16 protein-coding genes are annotated in these 19,648 nt (G+C 64.8%); 6 read left to right on the top strand and 10 right to left on the bottom strand.

Features of this window, described 5'->3' with window-relative positions; translation table 11 throughout:
- Nucleotides 1–13: 13 nt before the first annotated feature.
- Together QX135_RS17760 and QX135_RS17755 are read right to left on the bottom strand one after the other, a co-directional pair.
- Entirely contained in the window at nt 14–1,408 is a 1,395-nt protein-coding gene (locus tag QX135_RS17760; RefSeq protein ID WP_316178161.1) for an efflux RND transporter periplasmic adaptor subunit, read from the bottom strand.
- Nucleotides 1,398–2,852 carry an efflux transporter outer membrane subunit gene (locus QX135_RS17755; protein WP_316178159.1) on the bottom strand — a complete coding sequence of 485 codons (1,455 nt, stop codon included), beginning with the start codon at nt 2,850–2,852 and terminating at the stop codon, nt 1,398–1,400. The genes QX135_RS17760 and QX135_RS17755 overlap by 11 nt, the downstream gene beginning before the upstream one ends.
- Before the next feature lie 367 nt (nt 2,853–3,219).
- On the opposite strand from QX135_RS17755, the gene QX135_RS17750 reads away from it, so the two are divergent.
- From QX135_RS17750 to QX135_RS17735, 4 genes are all read left to right on the top strand, one after another.
- Nucleotides 3,220–4,533: an NAD(P)/FAD-dependent oxidoreductase gene (locus tag QX135_RS17750; protein WP_316178158.1), complete on the top strand. Its 1,314-nt coding sequence runs from the start codon at nt 3,220–3,222 to the stop codon at nt 4,531–4,533.
- A gap of 7 nt (nt 4,534–4,540) precedes the next feature.
- Nucleotides 4,541–5,386: a DUF1365 domain-containing protein gene (locus QX135_RS17745; protein WP_316178156.1), complete on the top strand. Its 846-nt coding sequence runs from the start codon at nt 4,541–4,543 to the stop codon at nt 5,384–5,386.
- 110 nt (nt 5,387–5,496) lie between these two features.
- Complete coding sequence (locus QX135_RS17740) at nt 5,497–6,729, top strand: cyclopropane-fatty-acyl-phospholipid synthase family protein (RefSeq protein WP_315757534.1); 1,233 nt, start codon at nt 5,497–5,499, stop codon at nt 6,727–6,729.
- 81 nt (nt 6,730–6,810) lie between these two features.
- Nucleotides 6,811–7,845 carry a cysteine synthase A gene (locus tag QX135_RS17735; protein ID WP_316178154.1) on the top strand — a complete coding sequence of 345 codons (1,035 nt, stop codon included), beginning with the start codon at nt 6,811–6,813 and terminating at the stop codon, nt 7,843–7,845.
- Between the two features lie 71 nt (nt 7,846–7,916).
- On the opposite strand, the gene QX135_RS17730 is transcribed toward QX135_RS17735, so the two are convergent.
- From QX135_RS17730 to QX135_RS17715, 4 genes are read right to left on the bottom strand one after another with little or no spacing between them, the layout of a single operon-like run.
- Nucleotides 7,917–8,660, bottom strand: coding sequence for an amino acid ABC transporter ATP-binding protein (locus QX135_RS17730; RefSeq protein ID WP_315711850.1), 744 nt, complete (start codon nt 8,658–8,660; stop codon nt 7,917–7,919).
- 22 nt (nt 8,661–8,682) lie between these two features.
- The gene (locus tag QX135_RS17725; protein ID WP_316178152.1) at nt 8,683–10,203 is read right to left on the bottom strand and encodes an amino acid ABC transporter permease; all 1,521 of its coding nucleotides are present in this window, start codon (nt 10,201–10,203) and stop codon (nt 8,683–8,685) included.
- Nucleotides 10,200–11,405 carry an amino acid ABC transporter permease gene (locus QX135_RS17720; protein WP_315757537.1) on the bottom strand — a complete coding sequence of 402 codons (1,206 nt, stop codon included), beginning with the start codon at nt 11,403–11,405 and terminating at the stop codon, nt 10,200–10,202. The genes QX135_RS17725 and QX135_RS17720 overlap by 4 nt, the downstream gene beginning before the upstream one ends.
- Nucleotides 11,406–11,432: 27 nt before the next feature.
- Nucleotides 11,433–12,449, bottom strand: a complete 1,017-nt coding sequence (locus tag QX135_RS17715; protein WP_315738050.1) for an amino acid ABC transporter substrate-binding protein — start codon at nt 12,447–12,449, stop codon at nt 11,433–11,435.
- A gap of 315 nt (nt 12,450–12,764) precedes the next feature.
- On the opposite strand from QX135_RS17715, the gene metC reads away from it, so the two are divergent.
- Nucleotides 12,765–13,958 carry a cystathionine beta-lyase gene (gene metC, locus QX135_RS17710; RefSeq protein ID WP_315738051.1) on the top strand — a complete coding sequence of 398 codons (1,194 nt, stop codon included), beginning with the start codon at nt 12,765–12,767 and terminating at the stop codon, nt 13,956–13,958.
- 120 nt (nt 13,959–14,078) lie between these two features.
- Nucleotides 14,079–15,773, top strand: coding sequence for a Na/Pi cotransporter family protein (locus tag QX135_RS17705; protein WP_316178151.1), 1,695 nt, complete (start codon nt 14,079–14,081; stop codon nt 15,771–15,773).
- Between the two features lie 145 nt (nt 15,774–15,918).
- On the opposite strand, the gene QX135_RS17700 is transcribed toward QX135_RS17705, so the two are convergent.
- The 4 genes from QX135_RS17700 to QX135_RS17685 all read right to left on the bottom strand — a co-directional run bounded on the left by QX135_RS17700 (nt 15,919) and on the right by QX135_RS17685 (nt 19,625).
- On the bottom strand, nt 15,919–16,257 hold the full coding sequence (locus tag QX135_RS17700) for a lipid-A-disaccharide synthase N-terminal domain-containing protein (RefSeq protein WP_172109779.1): 339 nt from the start codon (nt 16,255–16,257) through the stop codon (nt 15,919–15,921).
- Nucleotides 16,257–16,994 carry a glycosyltransferase family 2 protein gene (locus tag QX135_RS17695; RefSeq protein ID WP_315780016.1) on the bottom strand — a complete coding sequence of 246 codons (738 nt, stop codon included), beginning with the start codon at nt 16,992–16,994 and terminating at the stop codon, nt 16,257–16,259. Before QX135_RS17695 ends, QX135_RS17700 begins: the two co-directional genes overlap by 1 nt.
- A 96-nt stretch (nt 16,995–17,090) precedes the next feature.
- Nucleotides 17,091–17,882 carry a phosphatase PAP2 family protein gene (locus QX135_RS17690; RefSeq protein WP_316158790.1) on the bottom strand — a complete coding sequence of 264 codons (792 nt, stop codon included), beginning with the start codon at nt 17,880–17,882 and terminating at the stop codon, nt 17,091–17,093.
- On the bottom strand, nt 17,883–19,625 hold the full coding sequence (locus tag QX135_RS17685; RefSeq protein ID WP_316178148.1) for a glycosyltransferase family 39 protein: 1,743 nt from the start codon (nt 19,623–19,625) through the stop codon (nt 17,883–17,885).
- Nucleotides 19,626–19,648 lie beyond the last annotated feature (23 nt).

The raw sequence follows: 19,648 nt of genomic DNA, 5'->3' as shown, positions 1-19,648 counted from the left end.
TCTTGCGGTTGCGTCATGGCTGTGCCTTCGCGCCGCGACCTGCCTCACTCCCTCCCTGGGGCGCTGCACCGCCGGCGTCGGTCTGACCCCCAGCCTCAGGCCTGCGGCGCCGCTCGCCGTCCTTCGGCGCGCCTTCGGGTGGCGCTCCGCCCTCCTTCGCCTGCTCTTTTCCTTGCGGATTGCGGCTGCGCTTGCGCGGCGCCAGATCGGCCTGCGGCGTCTGCTCGGCGCGTCCGACCACGACTTTGACGCCGTCGGCCAGATTGGCAAAGCCGGTCGTCACCACGCGGTCCGACGGGCTCAAGCCGCTGGCGATCACGGCCTCGCTCTCGTTCTGCTGCACGACCGTCACCGGATGCGCCGAGGCGATGTCGCCCTCGCCGATCACGTAGCTGAACGTGCCTGCCGGCCCGCGCTGCACGGCCGAGGTCGGCACCGTGATCGCCTGCGACAAGGTCTCGACCTTGAGGCGGACATTGACGAACTGTCCGGGCCAGAGCTGGAATTTGCCGTTGAGGAATTCTGCTTTCAGCTTCAGCGTGCCCGTCGTCTGATCGACCTGGTTGTCGATACCCCGCAACGTGCCGGTGTCGATGACGGTGACGCCGTCATTGCCGAACACGTCGACAGCGAGCGGCCCCTTGGCAGCGGCCGCATTGACGCGCATGATCTGCTGCTGCGGCAGGCTGAACTGCACCGCAATCGGCTGAAGCTGCGTGATGACGACGAGACCGGTCGCGTCGGACGCATGAACGATGTTGCCCTGGTCGACCTGGCGCAGGCCGGCGCGGCCGGAGAGCGGAGCCACGATCTTGGTGTAGCTCAAGGTCGTCGCCGCATTATCGATCGCGGCCTGATCCGCCTTGATCAGCGCCTGCTGCTGCGCCACCACCGCGCGCTGCGTGTCGGCCTGCTGCTTGGAGCCGGCATTGCTGGCGGCCAGCTGCTCGTAGCGGGCGAGGTCGAGCTTCTGGTTGGCAAGCTGCGCCTCGTCCTGTGCCTTCTTGGCGACGGCCTGGTCGTACTGCGCCTGGTAGATCGCCGGATCGATCTCGGCGAGCACGTCGCCCTTCTTGACGTCCTGCCCCTCGACGAAATTGACGGCGATCAGCTTGCCGTCGACCTGGGAGCGCACCGTGACGGTGTTGAGCGCGCGCACCGCGCCGACGCCGTCGAGATAGACCGGCACGTCCTTGATGACAGGCGAGGCGGCCAGGACAGGAACGGGGAGGTCGGGCCGCGCGAAGCGGTTGTTGGCCTGCTGCTTCTGCTGCATCGCCGACCAGCCGATATAGCCGAGGCCGCCCAGGATCAGCAGCGTGATCGTGATCGACACCAGCCGCCGTGCCACGCTGGACCGCGCGCGCTTCACTGCCGCTGCTCCCTTCTCGTCCGGTTTAAAGAGCATCGGCCGACTTCTCCATGCGCGGCTCCCAGCCGCCGCCGAGCGCCTGATAGAGGCTCACGAACGCCTGCAGGCGCGCCAGCTGCGCCTGCCATAGCGCGTCCTCGGCCTGGAACAGCGTCAATTGCGTATTCAAGACTGTCACGATGTCGGCAGTTCCCGCGCGCAGTTGCTGCTCGGAGAGCTGGAAGGCGCGGCGGGAGGCGGCAACGACTTCTCGCTGCAATTGCAACTTGATCGTGGTCTGCTTGATCGAGAACAGCGCATTGTTGACGTCGGTGAAAGACTGGATGACCGTCTTGCGGTAGGTTTGCAACAGCTCGTCCTGTCGCGCCTTGGCGTTCTCGAAATTGCCCAGGATTCTGCCACCATCGAAGATCGGCTGGGTCAGGCTGCCGGCGAGGCTGAAGAACGCCGCATGCGGCTGAAACAGCGACACCAGTGCTGCGCTCTGGTAGCCGCCATTGCCGGTCAGCTGGATGCTGGGAAAGAACTGCGCCCGCGCGCTGCCGACATTGGCGGTGGCCGACGCCAGCTGCGCTTCCTGCCGGCGGATGTCCGGCCGTTGCGTCAAGAGTTCGGACGGCAGCCCGGGCGTGACCCGCGGCGTCCTGATCCGGTCGAGCGAGCCGCCGGCAATGCGAATGCCCTCGGGCGATCGCGCGACCAGCACGGCCAGCGCGTTGACGTTCTGATCGAGCGTCTGGCGGAGCGGCGGCACCGCCGCCTTCTGGTTGGCGAGCACGCTCTCCTGCTGCGCGACGTCGAGATCATTGCCGGTGCCCGCCTTCTGCCGCTCGCGGATGGCATCGAGCACACGCGTGGCGCTGGCGATGTTGCGCTCGGCGGTCCGAATCCGATCCTGCGCGGCCAGCACCTGGAAATAGGCATTGGCGACGGTGGCGAGCGTCGTCAACTGCGTGACGTCGCGGTCGAAGCGGTTGGCCACCGCGGTTTCCTCGGCCGCCTGCAGCGCGTCGCGATTCTGGCCGAAGAAGTCGAGCTGGTAGCTCGCAGAGAGCGACGCCTGGTAATTGACGACCTCGCGGCCGCCATTGGTGAGCCCGCTGGAGCTCGACCCGGACGTGCGCGAATAGGTCTCCTGGCCGGTGGCGGACAGGCTCGGCAGCAGCGCCGCGCCGGCCTGCCGCGCCAGCGCATCGGCCTGCCGGAACCTTGCCACAGCAGCGGCAATATCAAGGTTGACGCTCTGCGCCTCCTCCATCAGCTGGGTCAGCTCGCGTGATCCGAAGCCGCGCCACCAATCCAGCGGCGGTGGCGCCGCCATATCGGAACCGGACGCCGCCTTGTAGCGCTGGGGCATGTCGAGGGCCGGATCGGGAATATCCTGCGTCAGCAGGCAGCCGGCCGAGTTCGCCGCCAATCCGATCGCCGCCAGCCAGTGGACAAATCGCCGCAGGGCAGCCGGCACACGGCGCTCCCGCATCCCGGCGACGATCCGCGGGTCAGCGGACGCGCGGCAAGGCTCGTCGACGGCGATCGGCACGATGGACACTGGCGTGATGCTTCCCTGTAGTCTTGGGAATCATTCTAGCCGCAGCCCACGGCGCCGGACAGCCCTGCAGCCCCCCGTCCCCCCAGCAGCGATGGTGCCGATAAAGTCCACCGAATCGACGAATCTCCCGCAAATCAGCGGAGTTTCGTGCAGGCAGGGCCACCGGCCACCGGCTGCCGCCTTACCAAGATTTCATCTGTCGCATGCCGTTTTGGGCGGGGTGTGACGCGGGGAGCGCGCCCGTGAAACCCTTTGGCGGCGACTCCGTAACTTGCACGTGAACTTCAGGGGGGCATTCATGCGAGTTGCGGTGGTCGGAACGGGTATTGCGGGTAACGCCGCGGCCTGGTCCCTGGCGAAGCGTTATCCGATCACCGTCTACGAGCGAGATCTCCGTCCGGGCGGCCACAGCCACACCGTGACGATCGACTATGACGGCGCTCCGGTCTCTGTCGACATCGGCTTCATCGTCTACAACGAGCTGAACTATCCTGAGCTCACCGCCTTGTTCGACCATCTGGGGGTCGAGACGGTCGACAGCAGCATGAGCTTTGCCGTCACCGCGGATGCCGGCCGCTTCGAATGGAAGGGGGGCGGCAACACCTGGCTCGACACCGCCAAGGGGCTGTTCGCGCAGCCGAGCAATCTGCTGTCGACATCCTATCTCTGGATGCTCAGGGACATCCTGACCTTCAACGAGCAGAGTACAGCCGACTTCAAGGCCGGGCGCCTGCATGGCCTTACGCTCCGGGATTATTTCCGGCGCAACCATTTCGCCCCGCGACTGCTCACCGACTATCTGGCGCCGATGGGTGCCGCGATCTGGTCAGCCCCGGCGTCCGAGATGCTGGACTTTCCGGCCGAGAACTTCGTCGCGTTCTTCAGCAATCACAGGTTGCTGCAATATGACCGTCCGATCTGGCGCACCGTCAAGGGCGGCAGCCGCCGCTATGTGGAGAAGCTGACGTCGAGCTTCCGCAAGCATATCCGGCTCGGCAGCGCCGTGACCAGCATCGAACGCACTGCCCACGGCGTCGTCGTTCAGGACGGCAGCGGCCGTCGCGACACCTACGATCATGTCGTGATCGCCGCACACAGCGACCAGGCGTTGTCGATGCTCACCGATGCGGACGAGCGGGAGCGCAGCATCCTCGGGGCGATCAAATATTCGCCCAACACGATCTATCTGCACCGTGACAGCAGGCTGATGCCGAAGCGTCGCCGCGCCTGGGCTTCGTGGAATTTCCTGCGCTGGCAGCGTGAGGGCGTTCCCATGAACGACGTCGCCGTCACCTATTGGATGAACAACCTCCAGGACATCGACAACGCCAAGCCGCTGTTCGTCAGCCTCAACCCACCCTTCGCTCCGGCTCCGGAGCTAACCTTTGGCAAGTATATCTGTGAGCACCCGCAATACACGGCTGCCGCCTTTGCGGCGCAGAAGCGTCTGGCAGCGATTCAGGGGCAGCGCCATACTTGGTTCTGTGGCGCCTGGACCGGCTATGGCTTTCATGAGGACGGGCTGCGCTCGGGTCTCGCCGTGGCAGAGGCGCTCGGCGCGAACGTGCCGTGGCGCGGGCTTCCCACCGAGCTCGCCGAGGCTGCGGAATAGGCGCGATATGGACATGGATCACTCGGGACCAGATGACAGAACGGAAGCGGCCGCGCTCTATGTCGGACAGGTCATGCATGCCCGCATGCGCCCGACCACGCATCGCTTCCGCTATCGCGTGATGAGCCTGCTGATCGATCTCGGTCGGCTCGACCAGGCGGACCGGCAGGCTTCGCTGTTCGGGGTCAATCGGCGCGCGCTCTACAGCTTCCACGAGGCCGACCACGGTCCGGGCGACGGCTCGTCGCTACTGGCCTATGCGCAGACCTGTGCGGCGGATCAGGGGATCGATCTCAGCGGCGGGCGCGTGCTGCTGCTGTGCTATCCGCGGCTGCTCGGCTACGTGTTCAATCCGCTGTCGGTCTATTTCTGCTATCGCAGCGACGGCACCCTGGCGCTGATGATCTACGAGGTCCGCAACACCTTCGGTGAGATCAAGCCCTATGTGCTGCCGGTCAGGCCGGATGAGCTGTCGGCAGCAGGGCTGCGCCAGGCGCAGGACAAGACCTTCTACGTCTCGCCCTTCATCGACATGGCGATGCGTTACCATTTCCGGGTCATGCCGCCGGGCGACAATGTCAAGCTGCGGATTCTCGAAACTGGGGCCGACGGCCCCCTGCTTGCCGCAACCTTCTCCGGCCGCCGTCGCACGCTAACCTCTGGCTCCCTGCTCGCCGCCTTCATCTCGCTCCCGCTGGTGACTGTCAAAATCTTTGCCGCGATCCATTGGGAGGCGCTGCGGCTGTGGGCCAAAGGCGTCCGCCTCGTCCCGCGCGGCGAAATCAGCGCAAGCCCTGGAACCAATACCGGCTTGGCGGGGAACGGCAGCCACGCTTATATTTCACGACGCTGACCGGAAACGGCCGGCGCGCTCTGCGTCCGTGATTCCCTGCCCGCACAGGTGCCACACCGGCCAGCCGACGGGGGACGTGTGCTCGAGCCGTTTGCGTGAATGGACCTGCCATGCCGAACGTCATCCCAGTCACCCCTGACACCATCGACAAGGTGCTTGCCGATCTTCCCCGCCTGCCCCGCCTTGCCCTCGGCTTCGGCTCGCGCTTGCGGAAAGGCACGCTCGACGTGACCCTGCCGGACGGACGGGTGATCCGGCTCGGCGGCGTTGAGCCCGGGCCGGCCGCCGCAATGATCCTGGCCAATTACGGCTTCGCATCGCGCCTTCTCAATGGTGGCGACATCGGCATCGCCGAGGCCTATCTGAACGGCGACTGGGACACGCCGGACCTGACGCAGTTTCTCTATCTGTTCTGCGTCAACCAGCACCTGCTGCAGTCGATGCTGGAAGACAAGCCGCTGATCCGGTTTGCCCAGCTGGTCCGGCACTGGTTCAACCGCAACACCAAGCGTCAGGCAAAGCGCAACATCTACGCCCATTATGACATCGGGAATTCGTTCTACTCGGCGTGGCTCGATCCGAGCATGACCTACTCCTCGGCCCTGTTCGAGGAGGACACCACCGACCTCACCGCCGCGCAGACCAACAAGTACAAGCGGCTGGCCGAGGCGATCGATCTCAAGCCCGGGCAGAAGCTGCTCGAGATCGGCTGCGGCTGGGGCGGCTTTGCCGAATATGCCGCCAAGACGTTCGGCGCCCAGGTCGTTGGGCTGACGATCAGCCAACAGCAGCGCGACTTCGCGCAGCGCCGCATCCACGAGGCCGGGCTCGCCGAGAAAGTCGAAATCCGCCTGCAGGATTACCGCGACGAGCGTGACCGCTACGATCGCATCGCCTCGATCGAGATGATCGAGGCGGTCGGCGAACAGTTCTGGCCGAAATATTTCTCGCAACTGCGAGACCGTCTGCTGCCGGGCGGACTGGCCGGTGTCCAGGCAATTACCATCCAGGACAGCCTGTTCCAGCACTACCGCCGCGAGGTCGACTTCATCCAACGCTACGTCTTCCCGGGAGGCATGTTGCCGACGCCGCAGATCCTGAAGTCGCTCGGCGACCGCTTTGGCATACCCGTCATCCGCGAGCGCATCTTCGGGGAAGATTATGCCAGGACGCTCGCGATCTGGCGAAAGAACTTCCGGGAGGCTTGGCCGGACCTCACGCCCGCAGGATTCGATGAGCGCTTCAGGCGGCTCTGGGAATATTATCTATCCTACTGCGAAGCAGGTTTCCTCTCTGGGAACATCGATGTTCGCCAGGTCGTCTTTGCGAAATCAGGGGGCTGATCCGGCCGGCTTACGCTGCCCTGGATATCAGGCTAGGGTCCTCTTAAGTGTGCTCGAGGAAACTCCTACGGTATCTGCAAAATGACCATTCACAACGACGTCGTCGCGGCGATCGGCAACACGCCCCTGATCAAGCTCAATCGCGCCTCGGAGGCGACGGGCTGCACCATTCTCGGCAAGGCCGAGTTCATGAACCCGGGCCAGTCGGTCAAGGACCGTGCCGGCAAGTGGATGATCCTGGAGGCCGAGAGGCGCGGCGATCTCAAGCCGGGCGGCCTCGTGGTCGAGGCCACTGCCGGCAACACCGGCATCGGTCTGGCCGTGGTCGCCAGCGCGCGCGGTTATCGCACGTTGATCGTGATCCCGGAGACGCAGAGCCAGGAAAAGAAGGACATGCTGCGGCTGTGCGGCGCGGAGCTGGTCGAGGTGCCGGCGTTGCCGTTCAGCAATCCCAACAACTATCAGCATGTCGGGCGCAGGCTCGCCGACGAACTGCGCAAGACCGAGCCGAACGGCGTGCTGTTCGCCGATCAGTGGAACAACCTCGACAACGCCAAGGCGCATTATGAGTCCACGGGACCCGAGATCTGGGAGCAGACCGGCGGCGAGGTCGACGGCTTCATCTGCGCGGTCGGCACCGGCGGCACCATCGCCGGCGCGAGCCGCTATTTGAAGGACAGAAACAAGAATATCGTCACCGCCTGCGCCGATCCGCACGGCTTCGCGATGTACGAATGGTTCAAGAACGGCGTCGTCAAATCGACGCCCGGCGATTCCATCACCGAAGGCATCGGCATCGGTCGTGTGACGCCCGTGATCGAGACCGCCAAGGTCGACGACGCGTTCCTGGTGTCCGACGAGGACGCCGTCAACACGATCTACGACCTCGTACAGCATGAAGGCTTATGCCTGGGCGGCTCGACCGGCGTCAACGTAGCCGGCGCGGTGCAACTCGCGCGGAAGCTCGGCCGCGGCCACACCATCGTGACCATCCTGTGCGACTCGGGCACGCGCTATCAGTCGAAGCTGTACAATCCGGAATTCATGCGTTCGAAGAACCTGCCGGTGCCGGCTTGGCTGGAGCGGCGCAGCGGCATCAAGCCGCCTTTCGTTTGAGGGCGAGTAGCGAGTAGCGAGTAGAACTTCTCGCCCTATTCGCTATTCGCAAGTCCCTATTCGCTTCCTCATCAATGCCGCAAAATCTGGCTCAGGAACAGCTTGCTGCGCGCATGCTGCGGGTTGGCGAAGAATTCCTGCGGCGTGTTCGATTCGATGATCTGGCCGGCGTCCATGAACACGACGCGGTTGGCGACCTCGCGCGCGAAGCCCATCTCGTGGGTCACGACCAGCATGGTCATGCCCTCCTTGGCGAGATCGACCATGGTGTCGAGCACCTCCTTCACCATCTCCGGATCGAGCGCCGATGTCGGCTCGTCGAATAGCATGACCTTCGGGTTCATCGCCAGCGCGCGCGCGATGGCGACGCGCTGCTGCTGACCGCCCGACATCTGGCCCGGGTATTTCTGCGCCTGATGCGGGATCTTGACCCGCTCCAGGAACTTCATCGCAGTCGCCTCGGCTTCCTTCTGCGGAATGTTGCGCACCCAGATCGGCGCCAGGGTACAGTTCTCCAGCACGGTCAGGTGCGGAAACAGGTTGAAGCTCTGGAACACCATGCCGACCTCGCGGCGAACCTCGTCCACCCGCTTGAGGTTCGGACCAAGATCGATGCCGTCGACGTTGATCTCGCCCTCCTGGAATTCCTCGAGCGCGTTGATGCAGCGGATCAGGGTCGACTTGCCCGAGCCCGAGGGCCCGCAGATCACGATGCGCTCACCCTTCCCGACGGAGAGGTTGATGTCGCGCAGGACGTGGAATTCGCCGTACCATTTGTTGAGGGCGGAAATGCTGACGATCGAATTTGCAGTCATGGGTCTCTCGATGATCTCTGGCTCAATGGCGCCGGTGCGCATTGACGCGGCGCTCGACCAGCATGGAGTAGCGTGACATGCCGAAGCAGAAGGCGAAGTAGATCAGGCCGGTGAAGGCAAAGCCGGTGAAGGCCGTGGTCGGCGTCGCCCACACCGGATCGGCAAACGAGGCCTTGAGGCTGCCGAGCAGGTCGAACAGCGCCACAATCGACACCAGCGAGGTGTCCTTGAACAGCGAGATGAAGCTGTTGACGATGCCGGGGATGACGTGGCGCAGCGCCTGCGGCAGCACGATGAAGCTGGTCGTCTTCCACCAGGACAGCCCGAGCGCGCTCGATGCCTCCGCCTGACCACGCGGTATGGCCTGCAGGCCGCCACGGATGACCTCGGCCATGTAGGCGCCCGAGAACAGCGCGACGCCGATCAGCGCCCGAACCAGGCCGTCGACCCTGACATTGCCGGGCAGGAACAGCGGCAGCATGTAGGTGGCGAAGAACAGCACCGTGATCAGCGGCACGCCGCGCACCAGTTCGATGAAGGCGATCGAAAAGATGCGGATCAGTGGAATGGTCGAACGGCGGCCGAGCGCAAGCGCAATGCCGATCGGCATCGACGCGACGATGCCGATCACCGAGACGACCAGCGTCACCAGCATTCCGCCCCACAGCCTTGTATCGACGATGGGAAGGCCGCCGCGATCGAGGCCCATGATCGCAATGACGATGGCGATGCCGGCGAAGGTCGCGGCCGTGGCGATCACGCTGCGCAGCGCCCTGCTTCCGCCGCCGACGATGAACACCAGCGCGGTGACAATGATCGCGGAGAGCACGAGATCATTCCACACGGGCTGGTGAGATTGCTGCAGCTCATTGCGGATCCAGACCAGCGGCCAGATCACGAGCGATGCAAGCGTACCGATCAGCACGACCAGCTTGCCGAGCAGCCACAGCAGCATGCCGACCACCGGCAAATTGTCGCCGGCGCGAACCAGCGCGTTACCGGCCGTATCGATGCTCTCGACGAACAGCTGGAGCGCGCCTGAGGTCCAGCTCACGCCGAAGCCCTCCAGCCCACCGCCATAGAGCAGGAAGAATGCGACCACCGGAAGCGCAAAGAAGAACAGGCCCGCGTTCAATCCTTTGGCCGGCAGGCGCGGGATCAGCAGCGGCGCCAACAGCACCACCGCGAGCCCGTAGGTCAGATTGACCCGCCAGCGGTCGGCCTCCGGATAGAAGCCGTACATGAACTGGCCGAACTTCGCCGAAATGTAGGGCCAACAGGCGCCGACCGGATGGCCCGCGTTCTGCGCCAGACAAGCTTCGCGGTCCTTGCCGACCCACACCGCGTCGACCAGCAGGAACTTGACCGCCGGGATTACGGTGAACCAGATCAACAGCGCGCTCACCAGGGTGAGCAGGATATTGGTCGGCGAGTTCAACAGCCTCGTGCGGACGAAGCCGACGAACCCCGTCGTCTTGATGGGCGCCGGACGTTCTCCGGCCATGTCCTGACGGATGAAGGTTGAGGCCGTGATGTCGGTCATGCGCCAAGTCTCTTCCCAAGCCGCCAGCTGTAGAAGCTCATCATCGCGCTGGTGATCAGCGACAGCGCCAGATAGACGCCCATCGTGATTCCGATGATCTCGATGGCCTGACCCGTCTGGCTCATCGTCGTGCCCGCGAACACCGACACGAGATCGGGATAACCGATGGCGACCGCGAGCGAGGAGTTCTTGGTCAGGTTCAAATACTGGTTCGTCAGCGGCGGCAGGATCACGCGGAGCGCCTGCGGCACGACGATCAGGCGCAGCACGGTGCCGCGGCTCAGTCCGAGCGAGAGCCCCGCTTCCATCTGCCCCTTGTGGACGGAGAGGATGCCGGCACGCACCACCTCGGCGATGAAAGACGCCGTGTACATGGTCAGCGCCAGGGTCAGCGCGACGAGCTCGGGAATGATGCGCGAACCGCCGGCGAAGTTGAATCCCTTGAGCGCCGGCACCTCGAACGAAATCGGCACGCCGAACACGAGCGTTGCAATCAGCGGCAGGCCGATCAGCAGCCCCAGCACGTAGGGCCAGATCCGCATCGCATGGCCGCGTACGAACAGCTCACGCCGCGCGTAATAGTGCAGACCGGCCGAGCCGACGATCGCGGCACCGAGCGCGATCAGGAACGGCATCAGGCCGGGCTCCTCGATCGGTCGCGGAACGATGAAGCCACGATTGTTGAGAAAGAACGTCGAGAAAAGAGAGATGCTCTGTCGCGGTCCGGGCAGAGCCGCCAACACCGCAAGATACCAGAACAGGATCTGGAACAGGAGCGGCAGGTTGCGGATCAGCTCGACATAGGCGCCGGAGACACGCGACAGCAGCACATTCGGTGATAGCCGGCCTAGAGCGACCAGGAAGCCCAGGATGGTCGCCAGCACGATGCCGATGACCGAGACCAGCAGGGTGTTCAGCACGCCGACGATCAGCACGCGGCTGTAGCTGTCGGAGCCGGAGTAGCTGATCAGGGTCTGGTTAACGTCGAAGCCGGCCGTGTTGTTGAGAAAGCCGAATCCCGACGTGATACGTTGGGCTGCGAGGTTGCTGCGTGCGTTGGCCACGATCTCGTAGCCAACCCACACCAGGACTGCGACGAACAGGATCTGCAGGATGATGCCGTTCCATCCTGCCTTTCCTCCGAGCATGCGCTTCAGCCGAAGCCCATATTGCGGAGGCGGTAGCCTCGCTTCGATGCTCATTCGCCGCAGCCCCGATCTCGTGCGCGATCAGCGGATCGGCGGCGCGTACTGCAGACCGCCCTTGTTCCAGAGCTGGTTCAGACCGCGCGCAATCTGCAGCTTGGACCCTGCGCCGACGTTGCGGTCATACATCTCGCCGTAATTCCCGACCGCTTTCACGATGCGCGAGAACCAGTCCTTGGTGAGGCCGAGCTGCTCGCCGAGATTGCCATCGGTGCCGAAGGCGCGCTTGAACTCGGGCTTGTCCGACTTGGCCATCTCGTCGACGTTCGCCTGCGTCACGCCGAGCTCCTCGGCGGTGACCAGCCCGAACAGCGTCCACTTGACGATGTCGAACCACTGATCGTCACCGTGACGCACCATCGGGCCCAGCGGCTCCTTCGAGATCACTTCAGGCAGCACGACGTGATCGGCCGGATTGGACAGCTTCAGCCTCTCGGCGTAGAGGCCCGAGACGTCGGTGGTAAACACGTCGCAGCGGCCGGATTCATAGGCCTTCACAGTCTCGTCGGCGCCCGCGAACGCAATTACCTCGTACTTCATCTTGTTGGCCTTGAAGTAGTCGGCGAGGTTCTGCTCGGTGGTCGTGCCGGTCTGCACGCAGACCGAGGCGCTGTTGAGCTCGAGCGCAGAATTCACCTTGAGGGCCTTCTTCACCATGAAGCCCTGGCCGTCATAATAGGTCACGCCGGCGAAATTGGCGCCCAGCGAGGTGTCCCGCGACAGGGTCCAGGTGGTGTTGCGCGACAGCACGTCCACTTCGCCCGACTGCAGTGCGGTAAAGCGGTCCTTGGCGGACAGCGGAACGAACTTCACCTTGGTCGGATCGTTGAAGATCGCGGCGGCGATGGCGCGGCAGACGTCGACGTCGATCCCGGTCCAGTTGCCCTTGTCGTCAGGCGACGAGAAGCCAGGGAGGCCCTGGCTGACGCCGCAGGCGAGCATGCCACGATCCTTGACGGTCTTGAGCGTTTCGGCCTGGGCGCCGACGCTCGCCAGCACCGGGGCGAGAGCAAGAGTGAGAGCCAGAGTGACGCGTTTCATAAATACAGCCTTTCGCGGTCGTCCTTGGGGAGCGATGAAGTCTCAGCGCGCAGGGGGGCCCGACCTGAATCCGCGTTGCAAACGCCATACCAAGAATATGGCGTACACCATGCACGACGAAGCCGTGCAGGCGAGATGAAGCGGAAATCGCGGCAAGCCCCTCAACGTGCAGCGATCGAATTGCGCCGGCATCACAGAACGACTGGCGGTCCGGGTCAAGGGGTTGACGGGCCTGTTCTGCATTCTGTTATTAACGACCGCAGTGCTGCCCGATTTCGAGCTATCCCGGCAGGTTAAGAGAGAAAAGACACGCGAATGGCATCATCGAATGACCCCGCTGCGGCGGTGCGACAAAACGTCGAAACACGGCTGATCACGGCGGGGCGGGATACGAAGGCGCAGCACGGATTCGTGAATCCCCCCGTCGTTCATGGTTCGACGGTTCTGTATCCAACCGCCGAGGACCTGCACGCACACCGCGGCGAATTCCAGTATGGCCGCCACGGCACGCCGACGACGAAGGCCCTGCAGCAGGTCCTGATGGCGCTGGAGGGACCGCAATGCGCCGGCGTCGGCATCGCACCATCCGGCCTTGGGGCAATCTCGACCACGCTGCTGTCGGTGCTCAAGGCCGGCGACCACGTGCTGGTGTGCGACAGCATCTATCGTCCGACCCGCAATTTCTGCAACGGCATGCTGGCGCGCTACGGCGTCGAGACGACCTATTTCGACCCATTGATCGGCCCAGGAATTGAGCAACTGCTCAAACCAAATACACGCGCGGTGGTTGTCGAGGCGCCCGGCTCGCAGTCGTTCGAAATGCCGGACATCCCCGCCATTGCGGCGGTCGCACATGCGCACGGCGCACTGGTCATCGACGACAACACCTGGGCGACGCCGCTCTACCACCGCTCCCTCGACCAGGGCGTCGACATCAGCATGCAGGCGGCCACCAAATATATCGGCGGCCACTCCGACATCATGTTCGGCACGATTTCGGCCAATGCGAAGGCATGGCCGCTGATCGCCGAGGGCATTCGCCTGCTCGGCGTCTGCGCCGGCCCGGACGACGTGTTCCTCGCCCTGCGCGGGGTGCGGACGCTGGGCGTGCGCCTGGCGCAGCACCATCGCTCGGGGCTGGAAATGGCCCGCTGGCTCGCCGCGCGTCCCGAGGTGATCGAGGTGCTGCATCCCGCCCTGGAGAGTCATCCGGGACACGCGATCTGGAAGCGCGACTTCACCGGCGCCTCCGGCCTGTTCAGCATCGTGCTGCAACCAAAGCCGCAAGCCGCGGTTGATGCGATGCTCGACACGCTGACGCTGTTCGGAATGGGCTATTCCTGGGGCGGCTTCGAGAGCCTTGCGATTCCGTTCGACTGCGCGAGCTACCGCACGGCCACCACCTGGGCGCCGGGGGGGCCCACGCTGCGTCTGCATATCGGCCTGGAGAACGTGGAGGATCTCAAGGAGGATCTCGACCGGGGCTTTGCGGCGTTCAACGCGGCTTAAGCACGCCCGCAGCCAGCGGAGCGCCGCGCGATCGGGCAGCCGGGGCCGACAAATTGGCGTTGATGTCCCGCCGATTGGGGGTAGCCTGCGCGGCAAGGAAAGCTCGAACGAACGGAAATCATGGTTCTGCTCGATCTGATGGGCGGCGTGGCGTTGCTGCTGTGGGGCCTTCACATGGTCCACAGCGGCATTCTCCGCGCCTTCGGCCCGGACCTCCGGCTGCTGCTGTCGCGGGCGCTGCGCAACCGCTTCAGCGCCCTCGCTGCCGGCCTCGATCTGACCGCTCTGCTCCAGAGCAGCACGGCGACCGCGCTGATCACGACCTCCTTCGCAGCGGAAGGCCTGGTCGGCCTGATCCCGGCGCTCGCGATCATGCTCGGCGCCAATATCGGCACCACGCTGATCGTTCAGGTGCTCTCGTTCAACGTGGCGGCAGTCGCCCCCATCCTGTTCGTGCTCGGCCTGGTGGCGTTCCGCAGTGGGCCGCGATCGCGCATCAAGGATCTCGGCCGGGTAGCAATCGGCCTCGGCCTGATGCTGCTGTCGCTGCATATTCTGATCGATACGTTGGCACCCGCCGAAGAAGCGCCGGCGATGCGCGTGTTCATGCAGGCGATCACGGCCGATGTCACGCTGTGCATCATCTTCGGTGCGCTCGTCACCTGGGTCGTGCACTCCAGCGTCGCCAGCGTGCTGCTGGTGATGTCGCTGGCCTATGCGCATTTCGTTACGGCCGATGCGGCGCTGGCGCTCGTGCTCGGGGCCAATCTCGGCAGCGCCGTCAACCCGGTGTTCGAGGGCGCGCACCGCGACAATCCCGCGAGCTATCGCCTGCCCGTCGGCAATCTCCTCAACCGCATCATCGGCGTCGCGCTGATCACACCCTTCCTGCATCCGCTCGGCAATTTGCTGCAATCGTGGCAACCGGATCTGTCGAAGCTGACAGCGCAGTTCCACATGGCGTTCAATCTCGGCACGGCCGTGGTCTTCATCGGCCTGCTGGGCGGCATGGAGAAGTTGCTCACGCGACTGCTTCCGGACCGCCCGGCCGAGGTCGATCCGGCGAAGCCGCGCTATCTCGACGAGACCGCGCTGGAAACCCCGTCGCTTGCGCTTGCGGACGCGGCGCGCGAGGCGCTGCGCATGGGCGATCTGGTCGAGACCATGTTGCGCAACGTCATGACCGCGATGATGACCAACGACCGTGGCCTCGTGGATCAGGTGTCACGCGCGGACAACGTCGTCGACCGGCTCGACGAGGCCATCAAGCTCTACATCACCAAGCTGACGCGCGGCAGCCTGGACGAGCGCGAGGGCAAGCGCGCGATGGAGATCATCTCCTTCGCGATCAACCTCGAGCATATCGGCGACATCATCGACAAGAACCTGAGCGAGCTCGCGACCAAGAAGATCAAACGCAGGTTCCAGTTCTCCGCTGAGGGCGCCGACGAGCTGCAGGCCTTTCACCGCCAGATCATGGAGGCGCTCCGCATCGCGTTCGGCATCTTCATGTCCGGCGATGCGCAGCAAGCCCACCAACTGCTCGATCAGAAAGCCGAGCTCCGCAACGCCGAACTCGGCGCGACCGAGCGGCACCTCGAACGTCTGCGCGAGGGCCGCTCGGAGACGCTGGAAACCACCTCGCTGCATCTCGACGTGCTGCGCGATCTCAGGCGTATCCACTCGCACATCTGCTCGGTCGCCTATCCCGTGCTCGACGCGGCCGGCGAGGTCGCGACCCGCCGCAGCGAAGCAGTCGAGAGCGCAGAGGCCGCCGCCCTGCCCGCATCGTCGGCCCAGCCATTGCCGCGCTGAGTCTTGCGCGTCCTATCAGTGAAACTACTCTTCCGGTTTCACGGCCACCGTCATTCCTGGGCAAGCGTCAATGTGCAGCCGCGACGCGGCTGCGCGTGGCGATTGAACCCGGAATGTCGGCGGTGGTGAGACCCCTACGGCCCGATCAATTGCTCAGCGTCTGCGATTCCCGCTGGCGGTTCTTGAAGATCAACATCACGTTGCGGACGTAGATGATGTTCGACAACAGCTGGCCGAAGATGATGACCGGCTCGCGCTTCACGAGACCATAGATCAGCGTCATCAGCCCTCCCCCGATCGAGAAGAACCAGAATGCGAGCGGCACGACGCTCTTGCCCGCGCGCTCGCTGGCGATCCACTGCACCAGGAAGCGCGCAGCGAAGGCCAGTTGTGCGGCGAGGCCGAACACCAGCCAGAAATCGAACTTGGCGATGAAGATGTCGTAGAGATAGTTGCTGAACGCCTGCCCGAATTGAATCAGCATTACTTCACCTCGATCGCAACCGGCGTCGGCTTCTTGCGGCGGATCAGCCACCACACGCCGGCGAGATCCATGATCCCGATCCAGAGCCGGTCGAAGAACCCGTAGTTCGAGACACCGGAGTGCCGAGGCCGGTCGATCACGTCGACATAGGCGATGTCATAGCCCTCGCGCCGCACCAGCGCCGGCAGGAAGCGGTGCAGACCATCGAAATACGGCATCATCAGGAACACGTCGCGGCGAACCGCCTTGAGGCCGCAGCCGGTGTCACGCGTTCCATCGTGCAGCACCGCATTGCGGATCTTGTTGGCGAGCCGTGACTGCAGTTTCTTAAAGCCAGTATCCTTGCGGCCGACCCGCTGCCCGGCGACGAGGCCGACATGCGCACCGCCCTTTTCGAGCGCGGCGATGAGCTCGGGCAGAAAAGCAGGGTTGTTCTGCCCGTCCCCGTCGAGCGTCGCGACGACAGCGCCGTGGGCGGCGCGGATGCCGCTCCTGACAGCCGCCGATTGGCCGGAAGACGTCTCATGCCGCAGGACGCGCAGGTTCGGCCGCCGTGCCATTTCCTCGGCGAGCCGCTGCGCGGTCTCGTCGGTCGAGCCGTCATTGACGTAGATGATCTCGTACGGCCACAGACCATCGAGCGCGGTCGCGATCTCGCTGATCAGCGGCGTGATGTTGCCGGCCTCGTTGCGCACGGGAACGACGATGGAGACGGCAACGGGGGATTCGGTCGACAAGAGTTGAGACTCGTAAGGGCGTGATCGGGCCGGTTCCTGCCCCGGGGCGCTCCGGCGGAGGCTTCTTATGGGGCTTGGGGCCCGCTATCAACCCCTTTAGCGCGGTACGATTTGGCCGTCCTTGCCGAGACGAAAGCCGAGCCGACGAGCTGCGAACCAGTAGCGGACGAGCATGGCGCAGGCCAATCCCACCACGGCGCCGGCGACCACGTCGCTCGGATGATGCGCCAGCAGCACCAGCCGACTCAAGGCGATCACGACGGCATAGATGAACATGGGAACGCGCAACCGCGGCCAGATGGCGGACATTGCAAAGGCCAGCGCGAAGGCCGTCACCGCATGTGCGGACGGCATGCTGAAATAGGCCGGCGTGCCGTTGAACGGGTCGAAATTGAAGGCATTCGCCTTGCCGCCGACGAAGGGGCGGCCGCGGCCGATGATGTATTTCAGCACTTGGGCAGCAAGTACCGCGCTCAGCACCGCGAAGAAGGCGTATTGAACGTGGGTCGCGAAATTCAGCAGACGGCTGCGGCTGGCTTCCGGCCACAGCGGCGCAATCAGGATCGTCGCGACGACGCTCACGGCCAACAGTCCCAGCACGTATTCATCCTGACCGAACTCGGTGATGATCCGCACCGGCCAAAGGCTCGATGTTCCGCGTGTCGGCATCAGCCCGATCTCGTAAGCATCGAACGCGAACATCAGCATCAGGATCGCACTCAGGCCGATGGCGCCGAGCAGGAGAAGCTCGCGCCCCAGGCGTTGCCGGCTCGCGGCCTCCGGCGCCGTTTGCGGCTGGCGGACCAGCCGGCCGAGCGAGAATTTGCCGACCAGCGCGAGCTGGGCGAAATAGCCTGACGATCGCGCGGGGCTGTCGGGCGCCGACATCTATTCGGTGCCCTCCGAGCGATAGATCGCGATCGAGACCGGACGGCCCTGCGAGATGTTGTAGCCGTCGATGCGCTTGGCGACGTTGTAGCGCAGCCCGATCGCTTCGGCCCGTTGCACGAAGGCGCGCTCGGTGCGCTGCTCGACCAAAGCAAAGCGGCAGGTGCCCTGGCTGAGGAAGTCGGCGGCGCCGGAGCCGTCGGCGAGTTGCGTCGACGACCCTGTCATGAAGACGAGGCTCGGCTCGTGGAAGCCTGCCGCCGCCGCCTTCGGCCCGACGCAGACCACGTTGCGGAGCGCGCGCGCAATCTCCGCGCTGGGAAACAGCGGCGTCAGCGCCGGCAGCACGGCGCCGTATACCACGAACGCCAGGAACATCGCCGCCACGCCGGCATTCAAGAGCGAGCGCTCGGCACGGCCGTCGTCATAGAGCCACCAGGCGAACAGGCCGAAGATCAGCGACGCCGCGACGAACGGCCAGGCCAGGAACACCGGCTGGTGCGTGACGATGATGGCGCCGATCACGGCCACCACCGAGGTGATGGCGGGAATCGCAAACCACCAGGCCGCGCCGCGCCGCAGCCAGTTGCGCGCCAGCACCCGCCGCTCCAGCGCGCCCACCGTGAGGATCGCGATCGCCGGATACAGCGGCAGCACATAATGCGGCAGCTTGGTCAGCACCGCCTCGAACACGATCCAGGACGGCAGCAGCCAGGCCAGCAAGAACTGCGCCCCCGGCTCGCGCCGCGCGCGCCACACCGCAGGCGCCGCCATCGCGGCCAGCGGCGCGCCGGGCCAGAAGGTGATGAACAACAGCAGCAGATAGAGGCCCGGCGGCGCGCCATGCGACTCCTGGGCGCCGATCTTGCTCAGCATGTCGCCGCCGACGGAGTCGGCGAAGAAGGTGTCGCCGGCGCGCAGGAAGATCAGCACGAACCAGGGCAGCACCAGCACCAGCATCCACATCAGTCCCCACAGAGGGCGCAGACGCGATAGCCAGCCGGCGCCGCGATCCATGATCGCCAGGGTCACGATCGTCAGTCCCGCGAACATCAGGATCAGCGGGCCCTTGATCAGGATGCCGCCGGCGAGCGCCGTCCAGAAGATCGCGGGCGGTCCCCAGGGCGGATGCACCGGATCCTCGCCGCGCTGCCACGACAGATAGACGCGCGCCAGCGCACCCATGGCAGCCACCACCGTGAACAGCAGCATCGCGTCGGTCTTGGCGAGCCGGGCTTCCACGCCGAGCAGCACCGAGCAGCACATCAGCAAGGCGGCGAACACGGCGCCGCGCCGTGTCACGAAGGAGAGCGCGGTCCAATAGGTCAGCAGCACCGCGCCGATCGCGCCGATCAGCGAGGGAATGCGGTAGACCCAGATGCGCAGCTGCGCACGCGGCAGACCGATCGCCGACGCCGTCTCGACCGCGGCCGATTGCAACCAATAGATGCCGACCGGCTTCTTGTAGCGCACGTCGTCCTGGAAGCGGATGTCGACGTAATCGCCGCTCTCGACCATCTGCTTGGTCGCCTGGGCGAAGCGCGCCTCGTCGCGATCGATCGGCGGGATCGTGAAGAAGCCCGGCAGGAACAACAGCAGCCCGCAGACGAGCAGGAACGCCGCCGCCCTGGTGTGGCTCACGGTGACGGCATCGATCATCCGCACCAGCCGATTGCCTGGATTGACCAGGTTCTTCGGCTCGCGCGGCTCTCCAAAACGGGGGCGGGCATAGGTCTCGACCATGGGGTTCCGAATACGCTGAAACC

It is taken from the genome of Bradyrhizobium sp. SZCCHNR1098 (assembly GCF_032489375.1).
GTDB lineage: Bacteria > Pseudomonadota > Alphaproteobacteria > Rhizobiales > Xanthobacteraceae > Bradyrhizobium.
Note: the sequence above shows the minus strand (reverse complement) of the source record. Positions and strands in the feature narration are given on the sequence as shown.

Excerpts from the sequence above, each read along its gene's own strand:
- QX135_RS17740 (WP_315757534.1), top strand. The coding sequence starts at position 5,497 with ATGCCGAACGTCATCCCAGTCACCCCTGACACCATCGACAAGGTGCTT.
- QX135_RS17730 (WP_315711850.1), bottom strand. The coding sequence starts at position 8,660 with ATGACTGCAAATTCGATCGTCAGCATTTCCGCCCTCAACAAATGGTAC.
- QX135_RS17745 (WP_316178156.1), top strand. The coding sequence starts at position 4,541 with ATGGACATGGATCACTCGGGACCAGATGACAGAACGGAAGCGGCCGCG.
- QX135_RS17715 (WP_315738050.1), bottom strand. The coding sequence starts at position 12,449 with ATGAAACGCGTCACTCTGGCTCTCACTCTTGCTCTCGCCCCGGTGCTG.
- QX135_RS17690 (WP_316158790.1), bottom strand. The coding sequence starts at position 17,882 with ATGTCGGCGCCCGACAGCCCCGCGCGATCGTCAGGCTATTTCGCCCAG.
- QX135_RS17720 (WP_315757537.1), bottom strand. The coding sequence starts at position 11,405 with ATGAGCATCGAAGCGAGGCTACCGCCTCCGCAATATGGGCTTCGGCTG.
- QX135_RS17705 (WP_316178151.1), top strand. The coding sequence starts at position 14,079 with ATGGTTCTGCTCGATCTGATGGGCGGCGTGGCGTTGCTGCTGTGGGGC.
- QX135_RS17760 (WP_316178161.1), bottom strand. The coding sequence starts at position 1,408 with ATGCTCTTTAAACCGGACGAGAAGGGAGCAGCGGCAGTGAAGCGCGCG.
- QX135_RS17735 (WP_316178154.1), top strand. The coding sequence starts at position 6,811 with ATGACCATTCACAACGACGTCGTCGCGGCGATCGGCAACACGCCCCTG.
- QX135_RS17685 (WP_316178148.1), bottom strand. The coding sequence starts at position 19,625 with ATGGTCGAGACCTATGCCCGCCCCCGTTTTGGAGAGCCGCGCGAGCCG.
- metC (WP_315738051.1), top strand. The coding sequence starts at position 12,765 with ATGGCATCATCGAATGACCCCGCTGCGGCGGTGCGACAAAACGTCGAA.
- QX135_RS17725 (WP_316178152.1), bottom strand. The coding sequence starts at position 10,203 with ATGACCGACATCACGGCCTCAACCTTCATCCGTCAGGACATGGCCGGA.
- QX135_RS17700 (WP_172109779.1), bottom strand. The coding sequence starts at position 16,257 with ATGCTGATTCAATTCGGGCAGGCGTTCAGCAACTATCTCTACGACATC.
- QX135_RS17755 (WP_316178159.1), bottom strand. The coding sequence starts at position 2,852 with ATGCGGGAGCGCCGTGTGCCGGCTGCCCTGCGGCGATTTGTCCACTGG.
- QX135_RS17750 (WP_316178158.1), top strand. The coding sequence starts at position 3,220 with ATGCGAGTTGCGGTGGTCGGAACGGGTATTGCGGGTAACGCCGCGGCC.